15 protein-coding genes are annotated in these 19365 nt (G+C 73.4%); 4 read left to right on the forward strand and 11 right to left on the reverse strand.

All coding sequences use genetic code 11. The features are described 5' to 3' along the window. Nucleotides 1-559: 559 nt before the first annotated feature. The 8 genes from AC3ET4_RS24395 to AC3ET4_RS24430 form a co-directional block, all read right to left on the reverse strand. Entirely contained in the window at nucleotides 560-1183 is a 624-nt protein-coding gene (locus AC3ET4_RS24395) for a hypothetical protein (protein ID WP_431952894.1), read from the reverse strand. 129 nt (nucleotides 1184-1312) lie between these two features. Beyond that, a complete protein-coding gene (ahcY, locus tag AC3ET4_RS24400; RefSeq protein WP_431952896.1) occupies nucleotides 1313-2764 on the reverse strand; it encodes an adenosylhomocysteinase in 1452 nt (483 codons plus the stop codon). Between the two features lie 238 nt (nucleotides 2765-3002). Then, nucleotides 3003-3947, reverse strand: a complete 945-nt coding sequence (locus AC3ET4_RS24405) for a cation diffusion facilitator family transporter (protein ID WP_431952898.1) — start codon at nucleotides 3945-3947, stop codon at nucleotides 3003-3005. 96 nt (nucleotides 3948-4043) lie between these two features. Continuing rightward, nucleotides 4044-5252: a mannose-6-phosphate isomerase, class I gene (gene manA / locus AC3ET4_RS24410; protein ID WP_431952900.1), complete on the reverse strand. Its 1209-nt coding sequence runs from the start codon at nucleotides 5250-5252 to the stop codon at nucleotides 4044-4046. 4 nt (nucleotides 5253-5256) lie between these two features. After that, nucleotides 5257-6408, reverse strand: a complete 1152-nt coding sequence (locus tag AC3ET4_RS24415) for an SIS domain-containing protein (RefSeq protein ID WP_431952902.1) — start codon at nucleotides 6406-6408, stop codon at nucleotides 5257-5259. Between the two features lie 159 nt (nucleotides 6409-6567). Then, nucleotides 6568-6747: a Trm112 family protein gene (locus AC3ET4_RS24420; protein ID WP_431952904.1), complete on the reverse strand. Its 180-nt coding sequence runs from the start codon at nucleotides 6745-6747 to the stop codon at nucleotides 6568-6570. A gap of 257 nt (nucleotides 6748-7004) precedes the next feature. Beyond that, nucleotides 7005-8363 (reverse strand): phosphomannomutase/phosphoglucomutase, encoded by a 1359-nt coding sequence (locus AC3ET4_RS24425; protein ID WP_431952906.1) that lies wholly within the window; start codon nucleotides 8361-8363, stop codon nucleotides 7005-7007. Nucleotides 8364-8523: 160 nt separating this feature from the next. Next, nucleotides 8524-8895, reverse strand: coding sequence for a DUF3499 domain-containing protein (locus AC3ET4_RS24430; RefSeq protein WP_431952908.1), 372 nt, complete (start codon nucleotides 8893-8895; stop codon nucleotides 8524-8526). A gap of 351 nt (nucleotides 8896-9246) precedes the next feature. Between AC3ET4_RS24430 and AC3ET4_RS24435 the strand changes: the two genes are divergently transcribed. Further along, nucleotides 9247-9699: a metallopeptidase family protein gene (locus tag AC3ET4_RS24435; protein WP_431952909.1), complete on the forward strand. Its 453-nt coding sequence runs from the start codon at nucleotides 9247-9249 to the stop codon at nucleotides 9697-9699. Between the two features lie 150 nt (nucleotides 9700-9849). Here AC3ET4_RS24435 and AC3ET4_RS24440 read toward each other — a convergent pair whose 3' ends face one another. The 3 genes from AC3ET4_RS24440 to AC3ET4_RS24450 form a co-directional block, all read right to left on the reverse strand. Further along, complete coding sequence (locus AC3ET4_RS24440; RefSeq protein ID WP_431952911.1) at nucleotides 9850-11337, reverse strand: DUF5719 family protein; 1488 nt, start codon at nucleotides 11335-11337, stop codon at nucleotides 9850-9852. Continuing rightward, a complete protein-coding gene (locus AC3ET4_RS24445; RefSeq protein WP_431952913.1) occupies nucleotides 11334-15191 on the reverse strand; it encodes a glycosyltransferase in 3858 nt (1285 codons plus the stop codon). Before AC3ET4_RS24445 ends, AC3ET4_RS24440 begins: the two co-directional genes overlap by 4 nt. A 246-nt stretch (nucleotides 15192-15437) precedes the next feature. After that, complete coding sequence (locus tag AC3ET4_RS24450; RefSeq protein WP_319138291.1) at nucleotides 15438-15701, reverse strand: WhiB family transcriptional regulator; 264 nt, start codon at nucleotides 15699-15701, stop codon at nucleotides 15438-15440. Between the two features lie 604 nt (nucleotides 15702-16305). Here AC3ET4_RS24450 and AC3ET4_RS24455 point away from each other — a divergent pair. The 3 genes from AC3ET4_RS24455 to AC3ET4_RS24465 are packed head-to-tail and all read left to right on the forward strand — an operon-like array spanning nucleotide 16306 to nucleotide 19131. Beyond that, nucleotides 16306-16815 carry a cysteine dioxygenase gene (locus tag AC3ET4_RS24455; protein ID WP_431952915.1) on the forward strand — a complete coding sequence of 170 codons (510 nt, stop codon included), beginning with the start codon at nucleotides 16306-16308 and terminating at the stop codon, nucleotides 16813-16815. A 25-nt stretch (nucleotides 16816-16840) separates the two neighbouring features. Then, nucleotides 16841-17812, forward strand: coding sequence for a 2-phospho-L-lactate transferase (cofD, locus tag AC3ET4_RS24460; RefSeq protein WP_431952917.1), 972 nt, complete (start codon nucleotides 16841-16843; stop codon nucleotides 17810-17812). Beyond that, nucleotides 17809-19131 carry a coenzyme F420-0:L-glutamate ligase gene (locus AC3ET4_RS24465; RefSeq protein WP_431952919.1) on the forward strand — a complete coding sequence of 441 codons (1323 nt, stop codon included), beginning with the start codon at nucleotides 17809-17811 and terminating at the stop codon, nucleotides 19129-19131. Before cofD ends, AC3ET4_RS24465 begins: the two co-directional genes overlap by 4 nt. Nucleotides 19132-19365: the final 234 nt, after the last annotated feature.

Consider the following 19365-nt stretch of genomic DNA (forward strand, 5'->3'; position numbering starts at 1 on the left):
ACCTTACCAGATCCGTTTCGCGTTTCCGCTCTTCGTTTCCGGCCCCCTGCTGAAGCGGGGTTTTGCCTTCCAGGCTTTCGCCTTTCGACGTTCCTGACTTTATCAGACTCTTCCGGGCCTGATTACCGCCAGGGTTTTCGCCTCTTCGGACGGCGACACGAAAGGCCACTCAGAAAGTTCTTTCTGAGAGGTGCTCTGCGATCGGTGTCTTTCGAAGCGGGCTAGATCCTAGCCGCCAGCCTACGAACGCGTCTAGTTCGTGGCAACTGCTCTAATCTACCTCCCCCGGCCATCCGTGTCAACAGATGCCCTGGGGCGAAGAGGAGACTAGCAGGTCGGCCGCGCCCGACGCACATCGTCGGCGTCGGTCCCCACCGCGTCATGTCCTGCCGCGTGGGCGGGAGATCGCGACGTCCTCCGGCGCACGGTCCTCCGTCTCGCCCACGGGAGCGCTCGCGCTCCCGTGCCGAGGACGTACGCCACGTCCCCGTCGCCTCGTCCCACGTTCTCCGCGTCCTTGGGCCGCCCCCTCCGACTCGGGTCGGCCGGCGTGGCAGCGTCAGTCCGTGGAGGGGAAGCTGGACGGGGGCGACTCGAGATCCTCGAGTTCGATGCCCGGGGCGGAGAGGACGACGTCGCCGGCGATGTGGACGGCGTGCTGTTCACCGGTCTCCAGATCGGTGACCTGGTATTCGTCCACATGCAGAGGGTCGTTGTCAGTGGGGTGTGTTTCGCTCTTGACCAGTGCCCACGCCTGGTCGAGGGTGCGCGGCGCGAGTACGGGGGGCTGGAATGCTACGAGGCGTACGCGGGTGGCCGGGGTGCCGGGGCGCAGCCGGAGCATCCGCGCGGTGGCGATGTAGAACGCGGGCGAGTCACCGGTGAAGGCGTGCGCGGGGACGTTGCCCTCCTGAGCGTGTTCGCCGGAGGGATCGGTGCGGACCCAGGTCAGGCCGTCCAGGGCGGCACCGCGGACCTGCCAGCCCGCGGCGTGCATCTCGAGGCGGATGGGGCGGCCGAGTTCGTCGATGGTGAGGTCGACGGAGCCGGCGTGGGCGCCGCCGGGGTGGGTGTTCTGGGCGGTGTACCGCCATCCGGTGGGGCCGGTGGCGCAGTGGAAGTGCTCTTTGCCGAGGGGGGTGTGGTCGTGGGTGTCGTGGAACGAGTAGCGGCCGCGGGGCATGGTTCGACCTTACAAAGCGGGCCGGGGCCCCACACGGCAGGCCCCCGCCGGGGGCGGGGGCCTGCCGTGTGGGGCCTGCGCCGCGTGCGGGACCGGTGCCGGGCTGTCGCCCGAACGGCCCGGCCGGCGTCAGTAGCGGTAGTGGTCCGGCTTGTAGGGGCCCTCCACCGGGACGCCGATGTAGGCGGCCTGCTCCGGGCGCAGGGTGGTCAGCTTGACGCCGAGGGCGTCGAGGTGGAGACGGGCGACCTTCTCGTCGAGCTGCTTGGGAAGGACGTAGACGCCGATCGGGTACTCCTCGGGCTTGGTGAACAGCTCGATCTGGGCCAGCGTCTGGTCGGAGAAGGAGTTGGACATCACGAACGAGGGGTGGCCGGTGGCGTTGCCCAGGTTGAGCAGGCGGCCCTCGGACAGCACGATCAGGACCTTGCCGTCGGAGAAGGTCCAGGTGTGGACCTGGGGCTTGACCTCGTCCTTGACGATCCCCGGGATCTTGGCGAGGCCGGCCATGTCGATCTCGTTGTCGAAGTGGCCGATGTTTCCGACGATCGCCTGGTGCTTCATGCGCTGCATGTGCTCGGCGAGGATGATGTCGCGGTTGCCGGTCGTGGTGACGAAGATGTCGGCGGTCTCGACGACGTCCTCGAGCACGGTGACCTGGTAGCCGTCCATCGCCGCCTGGAGGGCGTTGATCGGGTCGATCTCGGTGATGATGACGCGGGCGCCCTGGCCGCGCAGCGACTCGGCGCAGCCCTTTCCGACGTCGCCGTAGCCGCAGACGACGGCGACCTTGCCGCCGATGAGGACGTCGGTGGCGCGGTTGATGCCGTCGATGAGGGAGTGGCGGCAGCCGTACTTGTTGTCGAACTTCGACTTGGTGACGGCGTCGTTGACGTTGATCGCCGGGAACAGCAGGGTGCCGTCGCGCTGCATCTCGTACAGGCGGTGGACGCCGGTGGTGGTCTCCTCGGTGACGCCGCGGATCTCGGAGGAGAGCTGGGTCCACTTCTGCGGGTTCTCGCCGAGGGTGCGGGTCAGGAGGGTCAGGATCTCCCGGTACTCGTCGCTGTCGGCGGTGGAGGGGTCGGGGACCTGGCCGGCCTTTTCGAACTCGACGCCCTTGTGGACGAGCAGGGTGGCGTCCCCGCCGTCGTCGAGGATCATGTTCGGGCCGCCGGTGGGGGCGTCGGCCCAGGTGAGGGCCTGCTCCGTGCACCACCAGTACTCTTCGAGGGTCTCGCCCTTCCAGGCGAAGACGGGGACGCCCTGCGGGTTCTCCGCGGTGCCGTGGGGGCCGACGGCGACGGCGGCCGCGGCGTGGTCCTGCGTGGAGAAGATGTTGCAGGAGGCCCAGCGGACCTGTGCGCCGAGGGCGACCAGGGTCTCGATGAGGACGGCGGTCTGCACGGTCATGTGCAGGGAACCGGTGATGCGGGCTCCGGCCAGCGGCTGTGTGGCCGCGTACTCCTCGCGGAGGGCCATGAGGCCGGGCATCTCGTGCTCGGCGAGGGTGATCTCCTTGCGGCCGAAGGCGGCCAAGGAGAGGTCGGCGACCTTGAAGTCGTTGGTGACGGGGGACATGCAGTCTCCTCGTGGAGTGCTTCCAGAACGGACATCGGCTTTCCGCTGCGGGGCGGGGCAAGGCATGCGGACATGCGTTTCCCGCGACCGCGGCTCAGCCCGTCGGAGGCCCTCTCTCCCTCGGCCGGCCCGGAAGCGGACCGCCCGACCGCCATCAGCAGCGACGTCTGGCTAGGGACGAATCTACACCGAGGGGCCGGGCACGTCCGGAACGTGCGTGCGGGTCGTGCGAAGGGGGTCAGTCCGCCGTGGGTGCGGCGGGAGCGGCCGAGGACTCGCGGTAGACGTCCGGCTCGAGGTAGATGACGCGGGCGATGGGTGCGGCCTCCCGGATGCGGGCCTCGGCGGCGTCGATGGCGCGGGCGATCTCGGTGGCCTTGTCGTCGTGCCGCACGGCGATCTTGGCGGCGACGAGGAGTTCCTCCGGGCCGAGGTGGAGGGTGCGCATGTGGATCACGCGGGAGACGGTGTCCCCGTCGACGATGGCCTCGCGGATACGGGCGACGACCTCGGGGCCGGCGGCCTCGCCGAGGAGCAGCGACTTGGTCTCGGACGCGAGGACGATGGCGATGACGACGAGGAGGGTGCCGATGCAGAGGGTGCCGATGCCGTCCCAGACGCCGTCGCCGGTGATCAGGGACAGGCCGACGCCGACGAGGGCGAGCACGAGGCCGACGAGGGCGCCGAGGTCCTCCAGGAGGACGACGGGGAGCTCGGGGGCCTTGGCGGTGCGGATGAACTGGCTCCAGGTCTGCTTCCCGCGGACCGCGTTGGATTCCTTGACCGCGGTGCGGAAGGAGAAGCCCTCGGCGATGATCGCGAAGACGAGGACGCCGATGGGCCAGTACCAGGCCTCGATCTCGTGGGGGTGCCGCACCTTCTCGTAGCCCTCGTAGAGCGCGAAGACGCCACCGATGGTGAACAGCACGATGGAGACGAGGAAGCCGTAGATGTACCGCTCACGGCCGTAGCCGAAGGGGTGCTCCTCGGTGGCCTCCTTCTTGGCCTTCCTGCCGCCGAGCAGGAGCAGCGCCTGGTTGCCCGAGTCGGCCACCGAGTGCACGCCCTCGGCGAGCATGGAGGAGGAGCCGCTGAAGGCGAACGCCACGAACTTGCTCACCGCGATGGCGAGGTTGGCGCCCAATGCGGCGACGATCGCCTTGGTTCCGCCTGACGCGCTCATGAGTGGTGTTGGTCCCTTCCCTCGGCCCCGGTCTTTGCCCGGTCTTTACGGCGTTACGGCGGGACATTGTTGCAGGCCGTGGGTGGGCCCGATGCGTCAGGCCACCACCGTGGCCCGGAAGACCGTTCCCGCGCCCGCGAGTTGGACCTGCTCGCCGGCTGGGACGTAGGCGGACTGGCCCTGGCGCAGGGTCACTTCGGGCGCCGTGGGGTCGCCGGGCGCGCGCAGTGTGGCGGTGCCCTCGGTGCAGAGCAGGATCTGGGCGGTGCGGTCGTGGGGAGTGCGGGGGGCGGCGCCGGCGGCGAGCGAGTAGCGGGAGAGCCGGAACTCGTCGATGGGGGTTCGGTAGAGCTCCTCGCCGTCGGGGGACGCCTCGGGGCGCAGGATGCCGGCGTCGCCCGCCTGGAAGCTGACGATGCGCAGCAGTTCGGGGATGTCGACGTGCTTGGGGGTGAGGCCGCAGCGCAGGACGTTGTCGGAGTTGGCCATGATCTCGACGCCGAGGCCGCTGAGGTAGGCGTGGGGTATGCCGGCGCCGAGGAAGAGCGCCTCGCCGGGCTGGAGGCGGACGTGGTTGAGGAGCATGGCGGCGATGACACCGGGGTCGCCCGGGTAGGCGTGGGCGATGGCGGCGTAGGCGGCGTACGCGTCGGCGTGCGCTCCGCCCTCGGCGGCGCGGCGGCCGGCGGCCTCGGCGGCTTCCGCCACGGTGTCTGCCATGGTCTCGCGGTCGGCTCCGAGCACGGCGGTGAGGACTTCGCGGAGGGCCGCCTCCTCGGGCTGGGCGCGCAGGCTGTCGACGTAGGGCTTGAGGGAGTCGACGCCGAAGCCGGTGAGGAGGTGCGCGGTCTCCTCGGGGGAGCGGAAGCCGCAGAGCCCCTCGAAGGGGGTGAGCGCGACGATCATCTCCGGCTTGTGGTTGGCGTCCTTGTAGTTCCGGTGCGGGGCGTCGACGGGGATGCCGCGGGCCTCCTCGTCGGCGAAGCCGGCGGCTGCCTGGGCGAGGTCGGGGTGCACCTGCAGGGACAGGGGAGAGCCGGCGGCGAGGAGCTTGAGCAGGAAGGGCAGCCGTGGGCCGAAGCGTTCGACGGCGGGGGTGCCGAGTTCGCCTTCGGGGTCGGCGGCGATGACCTGGTCGAGCGGTGTCGGACCGTTGCCGCGGTCGACGCGGGAGGGGGCGCCGGGGTGGGCCCCCATCCAGAGTTCGGCCTGCGGCTCGCCCGTGGGGGTGGCGCCGAGCAGTTCGGGGATGGCCGTGGTGGATCCCCAGGCGTACGGGCGGGTGGTGTTGGTCAGGCGGTCCATGCGCTCATGATCTCCCGGTCGAGGTGATGGCGAGGTAAACGGAGGCGAAATCCGTGACGGCGAGGAGTTCGACCGCGGATTCCAGGTCGCCCCCCTCGGCGGGGGCGAGTTCGCTCATCGGGGTGTCGTGGGTCGTGGCGAGTTCCCGGGCGAGCGGGGCGGAGCTCGCGGCGCCGTTGCCGGTGCGGTGCAGGAGCACGACGCGCAGGCGCAGGTCCTCGGGCTCGTCGACGCGGTCGCGGAAGAAGTCCTCGGGGTCGAGGGCGCCGGCCAGGGAGCCGGCGAGCAGCGCGCCGTGGGTGTCGAGCGCCTCGGGGAGTTCGCCGTGCAGGGCGGGGCGGCCGGCGCGGGCGGCGATGGCCGCGGCGAAGCGGCGGGCGGCGACGGCGGCGACCGGTCCGTCGCTCCACATCAGCGGCAGGGATTCGGCGAGTTCGGAGGCGAGCGCCTTGGCGGGGTTGCTGTAGGTGGCGGTCGCGGGGCCGCAGCGTCCGGCGACGTCGTCGAGGCGGTCGGCGACGCGCTCGATGGCGTCGGGCGGTGCGGCGAGCAGGCCGATGCGGTCGCCGAGGGCGAGCAGCGGGGTGAGCAGCGCCCAGAAGGCGCCGAGGTCTTCGGCGGGGTCGGCGGCCTCGCCGAGGACGCCCGCGACGGACGCGGGGTCGGGGGCGGGGGCGTACGGCAGGACCATACCGCGCACCTGCTGGATCGCCTCGGCGATCGGTGAGCCGGCGGGGACGACGGCGGCGACGGTGCAGCCGCGCCGGTAGGCCTGCTCGATGAGCTCGGCGAGGCCGGCTTCGGTGCCGGCGGGGCTGGCGATGAGCAGCAGGTCCACGGGGCCGGCCCAACCGGGGAGGGCCCAGCGCAGGTCGTATGGTGCGGGGCCGGTGGGGTGCAGGGACAGCACAGGACCGCTGCCGTTGCCGAGGGCGGCCAGCAGTTCGGCGACGGCGGCGACGGCGACCGCGCCCGGTCCGGCGACAAGGACGCTGCGGGGGCGGCCGTCGGGCTTGAGTCCGCCGACGCCTGCCTCGTGGGCGAGGCGTGCGGCGGTGCGGACGCGGGCGCCGGCGGCGGCGACGCCGAGGAGCAGGCCGCGGGTGTCAGCGCGGGCGAGGGCGTCGGGGTCGTCGAGCAGCGTCTCGTCCAGCATCGGGGGTGACCTCCGGTCCGGTCCGGTTGTGTCGGGTGTCGCGGGGCGCCGTGCGGTGGGGGTGTCCTGACCGCAGGGGCGTACGGCGGGACCTGCCGTGCGCCGGCTGCCGTGGGTGCGCATGCTGCGGCGCGGCGCCGGGTTGTCGTGCGGGCGCGGCTAGGCGGGCCGGCGGGCCTCGTCGACGAGGAGGACGGGGATGTCGTCGCGCACGGGGTAGGCCAGGCCGCAGTCGGCGGAGGTGCAGACGAGCTCGGTGGCCTCGACGTCCTCGCGCAGCGGTGCGTGGCAGGCGGGGCAGGCGAGGATCTCCAGAAGGCTGGCTTCGACGAGCGGCATGGGTGGCGTCTCCCCTGTGGTCGTGGTGTCGTCGTGGTTCCGGGTGGCCGCCGCGTGCGGCGTACGGGTCCGACCGGCGGATTCAGCCTATCGCCGGGGGGCCGGGCCCGCGTGACCGCGGCGGGGCCCCGGCCTGCGCCGGAGGAGGTGCAGTGTGCGCCGACTGCTGGGGCGGTGCCCCTGCGGCGGGCCTCCTCCGGCGCTTGCCCCTGCGGCGGTGCCGCCGTCAGGCGCGGACTTCTGCGGCGGTGCCACCGTCAGGCGCGGACGATGGCGAGGACCTCGTCGCGGACGGCGGCCATGAGCTCGGGGTGGCGGGCCTCCACGTTGAGTCGCAGCAGCGGCTCGGTGTTGGAGGGGCGGAGGTTGAACCACCAGTCCTCGCCGGTGACCGTGAGGCCGTCGAGTTCGTCCACGCCGGTGCCCGGGCGGTCGGCGTAGGCCGCGCGGACGGCGGCGGTGCGGCCGGCCTGGTCGTCGACGGCGGTGTTGATCTCGCCGGAGGCGGCGTAGCGGTCGTACTCGGCGACGAGCGCGGACAGCGGGCCGTCCTGGCCGCCGAGGGCGGCGAGGACGTGGAGCGCGGCGAGCATGCCGGTGTCGGCGTTCCAGAAGTCGCGGAAGTAGTAGTGGGCGGAGTGCTCGCCGCCGAAGACGGCGCCGGTGCGGGCCATCTCCTGCTTGATGAAGGAGTGGCCGACGCGGGTGCGGACGGGCGTCCCGCCGTGCTCCTTGACGACCTCGGGCACGGTCCAGGAGGTGATCAGGTTGTGGATGACGGTGGAGCCGGGGTGCTTGGCCAGTTCGCGGGCGGCGACCAGGGCGGTGATCGCGGACGGCGAGACGGGTTCGCCGCGCTCGTCGACGACGAAGCAGCGGTCGGCGTCGCCGTCGAAGGCGATGCCGATGTCGGCGCCGGTCTCGCGCACCTTCTCCTGCAGGTCGACGATGTTCTTGGGGTCGAGGGGGTTGGCCTCGTGGTTGGGGAAGGTGCCGTCGAGCTCGAAGTACATCGGGACGAGGTCGATGGGCAGCCCGTCGAAGACGGTGGGGACGGTGTGACCGCCCATGCCGTTGCCCGCGTCGACGACGACCTTCAGGCGCCGGATGGAGCCGATGTCGACCAGGGTGCGCAGGTGGGCGGCGTAGTCGGCGAGCATGTCGCGCCGGGTGACCTCGCCGGGGGTGGCGTCGCTCGCCGGGAGGCCGGTCTCGGACCACTCCTCGACGAGCCGGCGGATCTCGGCGAGCCCGGTGTCCTGGCCCACGGGGGCGGCGCCCGCGCGGCACATCTTGATGCCGTTGTACTGCGCCGGGTTGTGGCTGGCGGTGAACATCGCGCCGGGCAGGTCGAGTTTGCCGCTGGCGAAGTACAGCTGGTCGGTGGAGCAGAGGCCGATCTCGGTGACCTTGGCGCCGCGCGAGGCCGCGCCGCGGGCGAAGGCCTGGGACAGGCCGGGCGACGAGGGCCGCATGTCGTGGCCCGTCACGATCGCGTCGGCGCCGGTCACGGTCACAAAGGCCGCGCCGAAGAGTTCGGCGAGCGGTTCGCCCCACTGGTCGGGGACGACTCCGCGGACGTCGTAAGCCTTCACGAGCTGGGAGAGGTCGGTCACCGCTGTGCTCCGCTCTGGAATCCGGTTGCCGGTGGATGGATCGTGGCAAGAGCCAACCTACCCGGCGGATCCGGGCGGGCCCATGAGGGTCCCCGGTGGGCACGGGGAGGCGGCGCGGGGGGCCGGAGACGGCCGGCGACGGCCGTGGAGCGGGCGCCGGTCAGGAGTCGGGCGAGCGCAGGACGCGCAGGTGCCCGCGGCGGGCGATCTCCATGGGGTCGCCGCCGCGGCCGTTGGTGCCGTTGCCCTCGCGTTCCTGGGGGCGGGCGGCCTCGCGTACGGCGTTGGCGAGCGCTTCGAGGTCGTCGCCGCTGGGGCGGGTAGGGCCGGTGTCCGTGGCGAGCCGTACGACCTCCCAGCCGCGGGGGGCGGTGAGGCGCTCGGAGTGCTCGGAGCACAGGTCGTAGCAGTGGGGTTCCGCGTAGGTGGCGAGCGGCCCGAGGACGGCGGTGGAATCCGCGTAGACGTACGTCAGCGTCGCGACGGCGGGACGGCCACACGCGGTGCGCGAACAGCGACGTACAGGGCTCACGATGTTGGACGGTACCGCACTCTTGAGCGGGCCGCGACGACTCCACCGGAGCTCATCCCGTCGTGTCGTCCGGGTTGGCCGGGAAGGTCCGACTCGCGGTCAACACCCCTGACCTGCAAAGGGGCCGGAAAAATACGGGGCCCTTACGAGCGCGCCGATCAGCAAACGGAACAAAGGGCGACAAGAGCGATCGCCGGGGCGGTCGGGGCGGCGAATCAGCCGGGACGCGGGGAGCGGACGACCGTACATTCCGCGACATCGACGAGGATGTCCGGTCCTGGTACCCACGTGGTGGTGGCAGCGGTCACGGAGCCGCATGCCCGGGGCTCGCGACGGCTACTCTCAGAGGTGATGGACACCCCTTCGCCCGCCCCGCGCCAGCGCCGCCGCGACCGACACGGTCGCGGCATGCGCGGCCCCATCGCGCCCCCGCAGGTGCCGCTCGCGCGCACCCGCGCCGACGCCTTCGACGACCTGGTGCGCGACGCGGCGGACCGGCTGGAGCGGCGCTGGCCGCAGCTGGCGGAGGTGGAGTTCGCGGTGCAGGAGGTGCCCTGGCCGGTGAACGGGGCCGATGGCGCCGCGGCCAAGGGCCGGTTCGACGACGGGGTGCCGCTGGGGCGGCTGATCGGCGGGCACAAGGGCGCCCCGCACCGCATCGTGGTGTACCGGCGGCCGGTGGAGATCCGGGCCAAGAGCCACGAGGAGCGGGCGCTGCTCGTGCACGACGTGGTGGTGGAGCAGGTGGCCGAGCTGCTGGGGCTGTCGCCGGAGAACGTCGACCCCCGGTACGGGGAGGGTTAGCCGACGGTCAGCCCTGCCGGCGCCGGCCCGCGGCGGCCCCGGCCCTCGCGGCGTCGGCCCCCGGCATCCCGTGTGCCCCCGTCGACCCCGGCATGTGCGGACGCCGGGGCCCGGGGGCCGGCGACACGGGAGCTCGGGAGCCCCGGGCCGTCAGCGGTTCAGGATGGACAGGTCTTCCTCGGTCCGCGGGACGGCGACCAGGCCGCGGTCGTCCGGCATCGTCTGGATGGTGAACATCGGGACGCCGTCCTCCGGCAGGGCGAGCATGCGGGAGGCGTAGACGGGACCGCCCGAGGCGGCTTCCACCGTGACGGCGAAGGCGCCCTTGCCCTCGGAGGGGGCGGGCGGCGACAGGACGACCGTCGTGCCGCGCTTGACCGGGACATTCTTGGTGACGGGCTCGCCGCCCTTCGTCGAGGCGGAGGTGACGACCCGCACGGCGGCGTCGGCCTCGGGCGCGGTGAGGGCGATCGTCGAGCCCTTGGTGCGGTTGTCGGCGGCGGTGGCGCGGTCGCCGACGGGGGCGGTGGCGGGCAGGAAGGCGGTCTCCCGGTTGGCGCCCTTGCCGCGGGTGATCCGCAGGGCGGCGACCACGGGGGCCTTGCGCGCGGGCTCGGTCGGGCTCAGGAGCAGCGACCCGGTCTCGCCCTTGGTGACGTCGCCGAGGTCGACGGCGGTGGTCATACCGCTCTTGACGTGGACGGTCTCGTGCCCGGCCGGGGTGATCTCACCGCTCGAGGAGGCGAGCCGCAGCTTGAGGTCGGCGTCGCTGTCGCCGGTCGCGTAGACCACCAGGCGGACCTCGGTGGCGTCGCCGGGGATGCCGGGCATGACGGCCTCGGCGGCGGGGTCCGCGGCGGCGGGCAGCCAGTCGCCGCCGGCCTTGGCGTCCTCGGCCTCCACGGTGGCGCCCACCCGGCCGCTGCGAGCGCTGACGTGCAGGGTGAGGGTGTCGGACTTCTCCGTGGTGAGCGTGGAGAGCAGGACGGGGACGGTCGCGCCCGGCGGCACGGTGATGCCGTCGGTGGTGGTGGTCTTGACCTCGCCCTTGTCGCCGTAGAGCCGGAGGTCGACCACGGCGGCGGTGTCGTCCGGGTTGGTCAGGTGGACGTAGTCCTGCCGGTCGGCGCCGGTGCTGACGCCGGGGAACCAGAACTCGCTGTCCGGGACGGCGCAGGAGGTGCCGAGCACCGCCCGGGCCGGGCCCGCGTCGACGACAGTGGTCTGCTGCACGGTCCAGCCGGGGGCGAGCGCCCCGTCGGCGGTGCCGATGAGGGCGGGGGCGTCGGCGGCCTCGGTGACCGCGGTGACCGGCGTGCCGGCCTCCTTCAGCGGCGCGACCGGCTTGCGTTTGGCGGCCTTGCCGTTGACAGGCGCGGCGGGCAGCAGGGCCGCGGTGCCCCCGGCCCCGGGCCCCCCGGCGGAGTCCCCCTTGGGCGTGAAGGCGGTGTAGGTGGTCGAGGCGAAGTCCGAGTCGGAGGGCACCGGGCAGGCGAGCGTGGACCGTTCGACGGGCAGCCGTGCCGCGCTCACCGCGGGCGCGGCGTCCGGGGTGCCCGCGCCGGTGACGGTGGCGAAGCCGGCGACCGCGGCCAGCGCGACGGCGACGCCGATCAGGGAGAGGGTGCTGCGGTTCACTGGTTGCTCCCGTCGCGGCGGTAGCCGTCCGTGCCGTAGGCGTCCGTGCCGTACGTGTCGGTGTCGTGGTTGCCGTACGGGGCGTACGAGGCGTCGTAGCCCTGCGGCTGCTGTTCGTAGCCCTGCTGCTCGTAGCCCTGCTGCTCGTAGCCCTGGGAGTCGTAGCCCTGCCGGTCGTGGCCGGGCTGCGGGGCCTGCCGGCCGTAGCCGTACGGGTCATAGGCCTGCTCCTGGGGCTGGGCGGCGGGCTGCTCGTAGCCGTAGTCGCTGCGGTAGTCCGCGGCCCACTGCTCCTGGCCGTAGGGGTCGTCCTCCCGGGGGCCGGCGGCGTACGGGTCGTACTCGGCGTACTGCGCGTACTCGGCCTGCTCCTGGTGAGAGGTCCCGTCGGCCCGGGAAGCGGCGGGGGCGTCGTACGCCTCCTCTTCCCCGTCCCCGTGGGCCGCGCCCTGACCGGCGCCCTGGGCCTCGGGCTCGGCGTCGGCGGCGGCGCGCAGCCGGCGGGCGCGGCGGCCGTCGCCTCCCTGCGCGGGGATGCCCGCGGCGGCGGGCACCGGCTCGGCCTCCGTGTCGGGCAGGTCGTCGTCGACCTCGCGGCGCCGGCCCGGCAGGGCCATGACGACGAGGACCAGGCCGAGGAAGCCCTGGAGCCACAGCCACAGGGTGTGGGTGAAGGGGTCGTCGTAGACGAGGTCGAGCCGGCCGCCGCTGCTGGGGAGCCGGAAGCCCTGGGCCCAGCCGTCGACGGTGGTGGCGGTGAGTTCCCTGCCGTCGAGGGTGGCCGTCCAGCCGGGCGCGGCGCGGTCGGCGAGGCGCAGCACGCGACCCTCCGGGCCGGTCGAGATGGTGGTGTGTGCCTCGACCTTGCCGGAGGCGACGGTCTCGGTGCCGGCGGCGGTGTCCTCACCGGCGCCGCCCTTGGCGCCGGTGTCGTCGCTGCCGCCGGCCTCTCCGCCGGTGGACGGCTGGACGATCGTGACGCGTGCGACGTCGTCGTCCACCCGCCACAGGGCGCTGCCGTCGGCCTGGCTGAGCCGGGACAGGCCGGGGGTGCTGTCAAGGGTGCGGCTGACCTGGCGCGGGGCGCCGCTCTGGACGAGGACGTAGCGGACGGCGTAGCCGCCGAGCTGGCTGGCCTGGTCGGCGCCGGAGCCTGCCACCAGATTGCCGACGATCTTGTCGAGCCGGGGGTCGGCACCGCTCGCGGCGGCGATCTCGGCGTCGCCGAGCCGGGTGCCGGCGCCGCGGACGAGGGCGTACGAGACGTGGTCGGGAGTGCCCGAGACGACGAGGGTGCGGGCCTGGTCGCCGGTGTTGCTCTCCTCGGCGACGAAGGCGGGCACCTGGGTGGGGTCGCGGCGCTCCAGCGGTCCGTCGGCGCCGCCGGCCATCCAGCCGACGGCCGCGGACAGCGGGGCGAGCACGGCGGCCAGGGCCACGAGTGCGGCGACGGGCTGGCGCCAGCCGAAGCCGGAGGCGGCGATCCGCTCATTGGCGCCCTCGGCGCCCACCGCGGCGGCGGCCAGCAGGGCGATGCCGTAGACGAGGGTGGCGGGGCCGGCCCAGGCGGTGGTGTTGGCGACTACGGCGAAGACCAGGCCGGTCAGGGCGCCCACCCAGGCGGTGACGATGGCCGAGCGGCGCTCGGCGCGCACCAGGGCCGCCAGCGCGGCCAGGACGATGCCCGCGAGCAGGAAGCCCCCGGCGGCGCCCGGGCCGCCGGGGTTGATCAGGAGGAGGTCGGTGGCGGTGGCCGACCGGGCGCCGAAGGGCAGGCCGGCCTCGTCGAGGAAGCGCCGGGGGTGGGTGAGCAGCCCCAGCGACCAGGGAGCGAGCACCACCATGGGCGCGCCGAGGACGGCCGCCGCCCGCAGGGCCAGCGGGACGAGGAGCCGGCTCTGGCCCCGGACGACGCGCGTGGCGAGGGCGGCGCCGACGAGCACCAGCGCGATCAGCCAGGCGATGGGGGTGAAGGCGGTGGTGATCGTCAGCAGCAGCGCGACCGCCCAGGCGGCCCGCCAGCCGGGCCGCAGGCCGCGGTCGACGGCGTCGGCGGACATCCGCAGTCCCGCGGCAGAGACGGCGGCGCGGGCCATGAGCGGGAGCAGGACGGCCAGGACGGCGGTGCCGAGCCGGCCGCCGGCGAGGGCGCCGGTCGCGGCGGGCAGGAAGGCGTACGCGACAGCGCCCCAGGCGCGCAGCAGCCGGGAGCCGACCAGCGGGCGCGACGCGAAGTAGGCGCTGAGGCCGGCGAGCGGCACCGAGGCGACCAGGAGCACGGTCAGCGCGAGGCCGGAGCTGCCGAGCAGGACGCTCGAGAGGGTGGCCACGATCGCCAGGTAGGGCGGCGCGGTCTCGGTGCTGCCGACACCGAGGGAGTGCCAGGCGCCGAGGTAGGAGCCCCACAGGTCGGAGGCGTCGGCGGGGGCGGGCAGCAGCGCGCCGCCGGCCAGGGCGCCGCCGCCGAGGAGCGCGCGGCAGGCGATGAGGGAGAAGAGCAGCAGGACGGCGAAGAGCATCGGGGCGGGCTGCCGGGCGATGCGCTTGAGCAGCGCGAACTGCTCGACCTCCAGGAACTCGCCGTCGTCGTCGCCGCCGCTGGGCCCGGAGTCCAGTCCGCCGCCGTGGCGTCCGGCGGAGGAGGCCTCGGCGGCCGCGCGGCCGGACACGTTGCTGACGACCTGCTCGACGGTGGCCCGTACGGTCGCGCCCGGCGGCGGGAAGAGCGACCGCAGCTCGGAGGGCGGGACGACGGCCCGCGAGCGCTGTCGGCGGGCGCTGAGGAGGCGCCCGGGGCGGAGCAGGACCGACAGCAGTCCGGTCATCTCGTCGACGGCCTGTCCGGGGACCTTGCCGACGAGGTAGGCCAGGGTGCGCAGCACGGTGCCGAGCACGACGCGCGCGAAGACGTACGGCAGCAGGACGCCGCGGGTGTTGGCCAGCAGCGTGTAGACGGCCCCTGCCTTGTCGACGCGGTGCGGGTCGACGGCGGAGCGGCCGGCGCAGTCGACGGGGCGGCGCTCGCGGGAGGCCGCCTCTGCGTGCCGCAGGACGGCGTCGGGGGCGACGAGGACGGTGTGGCCGGCGGACTGGGCGCGCCAGCAGAAGTCGACGTCGTCGCGCATGAGGGGCAGCCGACGGTCGAATCCGCCGAGGTCCTCCCACACGTCGCGGCGCACCAGCATGCCCGCGCTGGAGACCGCGAGCACCTGGCGGACCTGGTCGTGCTGGCCCTGGTCCTGCTCGCGGCGCTCCAGGCCGGTCCAGCGGCGGCCGCTGCGGGCGATGGAGAAGCCGACCTCCAGCAGTTGGCGCCGGTCGTACCAGCTGCGCAGCTTGGGGCCGATGACCGCGGCGGACGGCGAGGAGTCTGCGACCCGCAGGAGGTGGAGCAGGGCGTCGGGGGCGGGCTCGCAGTCGTCGTGGAGCAGCCACAGCCACTGCACGGGTTCCCCGTGCGGCTGGTCGGGCTCGTCGTAGGCGTCGTCGTTCCAGGTGCGGGTGGCCGGGTCCCAGCTGCTGCGCCGTGCCAGGTAGGGCAGGTGCTCCTCGGTCAGGGGCTCGGCGGCGCGTACGCACTCGTCGACGGCGGCGCCGAAGCCGCTGCGCCGGGCGAGGTGCAGGACGCGGTGGTCGCCGAGGCTCTCGGCGAGCAGGCGGGCGGAGTCGTCGGCGCTGCCGGTGTCGGCCGCGATGACGTCCTGGACGGGGCGGTCCTGGGAGACCAGGCCCGAGAGCGCGTTGGGCAGCCAGCGGGCACCGTCGTGGGCGACGAGTACGGCGGTGACGACGTGGCGCGGGAACTCCGGTGCCTGGGAGGCGTATTGAGTCCCGGCTGAACTGTTCACGGACATCGAGGTTCGGGCCCCGGTTCGCTGGACTTCGGACGACGCCTTGGGCGTCTCGGACGGGCCCCCACACTAACGGTTGCGGGAGGCGGCCCTTCCGGGTCCGGAGCGCATATGACGATGAAGTCCGTGACCGGCGCGAACCGGTCCCAGGCCGCACGAATGCCGTCGAACCGGTGCGCGTCCGCCGCGGGACGGGGCCGGGACACGCGAGGCCGGCGGGCCGTCGCCGGGGCGGGCCCGGGCGGAGCCTCAGACGATGCCCTTCTTCAGGCGCCGGCGCTCACGCTCGGACAGGCCGCCCCAGATGCCGAAGCGCTCGTCGTTGGCGAGGGCGTAGTCGAGGCAGTCGGAACGGACCTCGCAGGCGAGGCAGACCTTCTTGGCCTCGCGGGTGGAGCCGCCCTTCTCGGGGAAAAAGGACTCGGGGTCGGTCTGCGCGCACAGTGCGCGCTCCTGCCACCCGAGCTCTTCGTCGGCCTCTTCGGCCAGCAACAGCTGGAACAGCTCGGTCATGCGCGCCCCTCGTCTGTCTTCGCGTCCCCGTGGTGTCGCCGCCACCTGCGACGGCGAACGACACGAGTGAAATTACAAGTGTGCCGATACGGGCCAGTCAAGCCGAGATCTGCTATTGGGCCCGTTATTCACCCTGCGGAACCAAGGCCTGACGGAAAGTGTTCAAATCGGCCTATATGCCCGCACATGTCAACCACGGCCGACGCCCCTGCGGAGTGTCGATCACGATGCGATCACGAAAACACAACGACGTTTCACGAGAAGACGTTCCTGCGTACCCGTGTGGTTGCGTCGGCACCTTTCCTGGGACTTGCGGCCCCAAACCTTCCACCCCGTTGAATAACCGGATCAGGTGAGGGATTTACGACAAACACGACATCAAGTTGACAGGTCTCCGAGGAGCCGGTCTCCTTGGGCTCATGCCAGTGACCCACGCGCCCGCTCGGACCCGCCGCCTCGGCGAGTTCCGTCGTGCCGTGGAAGCCCACTGTCGCTGTTCCAGCTGTTGCCGCTGAAGGACTCCTCCCAGCCCGCACAGCCTCATGGCCGCACCCTCTCGTGCGCGTGCCTGACGCTCCTCACTTCCCGTAGGAACTCCGCACCCATGAACAGCGACGTCTCGATCGCCGGCGACCCCCTCGCCATCCCGCACCTCCTTCCGCCGGCTCCCGCCTACCCCGTCACCGTCGCGGAATTCGCCGGCCTGGCCCGCACGATCGCGGCGGACCGCGCCCGCTGGGCGCCGCGCGTCCGCTACGACGCCACCACCCGCTGGTACGACCGCCTGGCGACCGGACCCGGCTACGAGGTCTGGCTGCTGAGCTGGGTGCCCGGCCAGGGCAGCGGGCTGCACGACCACGGCCGCTCCTCGGGCGTGCTGACCGTCCTCGAGGGCGAACTGACCGAGCGCTCCCTCGGCGGCAACGGCGAGACCCGCCGTTCACTCCCGCCGGGCCACCAGCGGGTGTTCGCCCCCGGCTATGTCCACGAGGTGGTCAACGACTGCCTGGAAGGCGCGGTCAGCCTGCACGTCTACTTCCCCGGGCTGACGCAGATGACCCCGTACGCCTGCGGCTCCGGCGAGCCGGCGACCGAGGGGACGTTCGCCGGGTGACGCGGCGGGCTGACAGACTGTCCGCATGCGAATCGTGGTATTGGCCGGCGGCATCGGAGGAGCCCGTTTCCTGCGCGGCCTGAAGGCGGCGGCGCCGGAGGCGGACATCACCGTCATCGGCAACACCGGCGACGACATCCACCTGTTCGGCCTCAAGGTCTGCCCCGACCTCGACACCGTCATGTACACCCTCGGCGGCGGGATCCACGAGGAGCAGGGCTGGGGCCGCGCCGACGAGACGTTCACGGTCAAGGAGGAGCTGGCCGCCTACGGGGTCGGGCCAGGGTGGTTCGGCCTGGGGGACCGCGACATCGCGACCCACATCGTGCGCACCCAGATGATCGGCGCCGGCTACCCGCTCAGCGCGGTCACCGAGGCGCTGTGCGCCCGCTGGAGGCCCGGCGTGCGGCTGATCCCCATGACCGACGACCGGATCGAGACGCACGTCGTCATCGACGACCCGGACGCGGGCCCCGGCGGCGGGCGCAAGGCCGTCCACTTCCAGGAGTACTGGGTGCGGCTTCGGGCCTCCGTCCCGGCGCACGCGGTGCTGCCGGTCGGCGCCGAGGGCGCCAAGCCCGCCCCTGGGGTGCTGGAGGCGATCGCGGAGGCGGACGTCATCCTCTTCCCGCCGTCCAACCCGGTGGTGTCGGTCGGCACGATCCTGGCAGTACCCGGCATCCGGGAGGCCATCGCCGAGGCGGGCGTGCCCGTCGTGGGCCTGTCCCCCATCGTCGGTGACGCCCCGGTGCGCGGCATGGCCGACAAGGTGCTGGCGGCGGTCGGCGTGGAGTCCACGGCGGCGGCGGTCGCGGCGCACTACGGCTCCGGACTGCTGGACGGCTGGCTGGTCGACACCGTCGACGCGGGGTCGGTCGCGGAGGTCGAGGCCGCGGGCATCCGCTGCCGGGCCGTACCGCTGATGATGACGGACCTGGACGCGACGGCCGCGATGGCCCGCGAGGCGCTGACGCTCGCCGGGGAGGTGCGGGCGTGACCGCCGCTGCCACCGGCCCGGCCTCCTACCGCGTGTGGGCCGTCACGGGCATACCCGAGGTCGAGCCCGGCGCGGACCTCGCGAAGCTGATCGCGGCCGGCACGGCGGATCTGGCCGACGGCGACGTACTCGTCGTCACCTCGAAGATCGTCAGCAAGGCGGAGGGGCGCGTCGTGCGCGCCACCGACCGCGAGGCGGCGATCGACGCCGAGAGCGTGCGGCTCGTCGCGCGGCGGGGTCGGACCCGGATCGTGGAGACCCGGCACGGCTTCGTCATGGCCGCGGCCGGCGTGGACGCCTCCAACACCACGCCCGGCACGGTGCTGCTGCTGCCGGAGGACCCGGACGCCTCCGCCCGGGCCATCCGGGCGGGGCTGCGGGACGCCTGCGGCGTCAACGTCGGCGTCGTCGTCACCGACACCTTCGGCAGGCCGTGGCGCGAGGGCCTGACCGACGTCGCCATCGGGGCGGCCGGGCTGCGCGTCGTGGACGACCTGCGCGGCGCGAGCGACTCCCACGGCAACGAACTGTCCGCCACGGTCACGGCGCTCGCCGACGAACTCGCCGCCGCCGGGGACCTGGTGAAGGGCAAGGCAACCGGATCGCCCGTCGCCGTCGTCAGGGGGCTGGACCGCCTGGTCCTGCCCGCAGAGGAGGACGGCGACGGCGGCCGCGCCCTCGTCCGGCGCGCCGCCGACGACATGTTCCGGCTGGGCACCTCGGAGGCGGTCCGCGAGGCCGTCTCCTTGCGCCGCACCATCCGCGACTTCACCGGTGAGCCCGTCGACGGGGCGGCCGTACGGCGCGCCGTGGCCCTCGCGGTCACCGCGCCCGCGCCGCACCACACGACACCGTGGCGCTTCGTCCTGCTGGAGTCGGAGCCGGCCCGGGTCCGGCTGCTGGACGCCATGCGCGACGCCTGGATCGCGGATCTGCGGCGCGACGGCCGGAGCGAGGAATCCATCGCCAAGCGGGTGCGGCGCGGGGATGTGCTGCGCCGCGCGCCGTACCTGGTCGTGCCGTGCCTGGTCGCCGACGGGGCGCACGACTACCCGGACCCGCGGCGCTCGGCGGCCGAGCGCGAGATGTTCGTCGTCGCCATGGGCGCGGCCGTGGAGAACTTCCTGGTGGCGCTCGCCGGGGAGCAGTTGGGGTCGGCGTGGGTGTCGTCCACGATGTTCTGCCGTGACGTGGTGCGCGAGGTGCTGGACCTGCCGGAGGACTGGGACCCGATGGGTGCCGTCGCGATCGGCCGGCCCGCCGCGCCGCCGAAGGAGCGGCCGGGGCGCGACGCGGAGGCGTTCATCGAGGTGCGCTGAGGCGCCCTGACCGGGGCGGCCCCGCGCTGGGTGCGAGGCGGCGGGGCTGGGTTCGAGGCGGCGGGACCTCCGCCCCGCGGCCGTCGTACATCGTCCACAGGCCGAAGCAGTCGTCGTCCTGATCATGGGCGCCGACGATGACCTGCGGGATCTGCCGACCGGCGCAGCGTCACGAGGTGACGGCCTTCCCGCACACGGCATCCCCGCCGGACTCGGCCGGTGCCGGGTCCAGCT

The sequence above is a fragment of the Actinacidiphila sp. bgisy167 genome (genome assembly GCF_057707665.1).

Coding starts and splice junctions, on each gene's coding strand:
- AC3ET4_RS24395 (WP_431952894.1), bottom strand. CDS start 1,183: ATGCCCCGCGGCCGCTACTCGTTCCACGACACCCACGACCACACCCCC.
- ahcY (WP_431952896.1), bottom strand. CDS start 2,764: ATGTCCCCCGTCACCAACGACTTCAAGGTCGCCGACCTCTCCTTGGCC.
- AC3ET4_RS24405 (WP_431952898.1), bottom strand. CDS start 3,947: ATGAGCGCGTCAGGCGGAACCAAGGCGATCGTCGCCGCATTGGGCGCC.
- manA (WP_431952900.1), bottom strand. CDS start 5,252: ATGGACCGCCTGACCAACACCACCCGCCCGTACGCCTGGGGATCCACC.
- AC3ET4_RS24415 (WP_431952902.1), bottom strand. CDS start 6,408: ATGCTGGACGAGACGCTGCTCGACGACCCCGACGCCCTCGCCCGCGCT.
- AC3ET4_RS24420 (WP_431952904.1), bottom strand. CDS start 6,747: ATGCCGCTCGTCGAAGCCAGCCTTCTGGAGATCCTCGCCTGCCCCGCC.
- AC3ET4_RS24435 (WP_431952909.1), top strand. CDS start 9,247: ATGGACACCCCTTCGCCCGCCCCGCGCCAGCGCCGCCGCGACCGACAC.
- AC3ET4_RS24445 (WP_431952913.1), bottom strand. CDS start 15,191: ATGTCCGTGAACAGTTCAGCCGGGACTCAATACGCCTCCCAGGCACCG.
- AC3ET4_RS24450 (WP_319138291.1), bottom strand. CDS start 15,701: ATGACCGAGCTGTTCCAGCTGTTGCTGGCCGAAGAGGCCGACGAAGAG.
- AC3ET4_RS24455 (WP_431952915.1), top strand. CDS start 16,306: ATGAACAGCGACGTCTCGATCGCCGGCGACCCCCTCGCCATCCCGCAC.
- cofD (WP_431952917.1), top strand. CDS start 16,841: ATGCGAATCGTGGTATTGGCCGGCGGCATCGGAGGAGCCCGTTTCCTG.